1 protein-coding gene is annotated in these 493 nt (G+C 35.1%); it reads left to right on the top strand.

Features of this window, described 5'->3' with window-relative positions; genetic code table 11:
* Window positions 1-292 precede the first annotated feature (292 nt).
* A partial coding sequence (locus JIG37_RS00250) for a hypothetical protein (RefSeq protein WP_199528353.1) occupies window positions 293-493 on the top strand: 201 nt, incomplete at its 3' end.

The raw sequence follows: 493 nt of genomic DNA, 5'->3' as shown, positions 1-493 counted from the left end.
AGATGTGTATAAGAGACAGGTTTAATAGAAGTTATCAACGTGTTGGGCATTTTACGATGGACAAGCACAAGCTCCAGAGTGGCTTGAAATCGACAAAGTGTTACTTCAATTTGGCAAATCTAAAGCGATAGCATGCCGAAAGTTTGCGCTATTTGTCGAGCAAGGAAAATAATTGGGTGATTATTTTCAATTACACTATTCTCGTGTTAGTAAGATTGTTGCAAAAGTAAAGACCTGACCCCTAGATGCTTGCTGACACTGCTACAATCTCAATGACCCCAGTTGGTAAATAATGGACAAAATATTAGAAAAATTTTTACGTAAGCGTAAGCTGGCGATAAAAAATCCTGAAAAGTATAGAAAGGTTTATATAAATAATACAAAAGAGCTTAATTTTTATATTGAGCAAGGAGAAACGAAAAGAGGTATACCTAGCAATGATAAATTGCCTTTCTTTAACTGGGAGGTATTAAATACAGAGTTGTCAATTCCA

This window comes from Pseudoalteromonas sp. bablab_jr010, assembly GCF_016464105.1.
Classification (GTDB): Bacteria; Pseudomonadota; Gammaproteobacteria; order Enterobacterales; family Alteromonadaceae; genus Pseudoalteromonas; species Pseudoalteromonas simplex.
The sequence above is the reverse complement of the archived record's forward strand: the minus strand, read 5'-3'. Positions and strand labels throughout refer to the sequence as shown.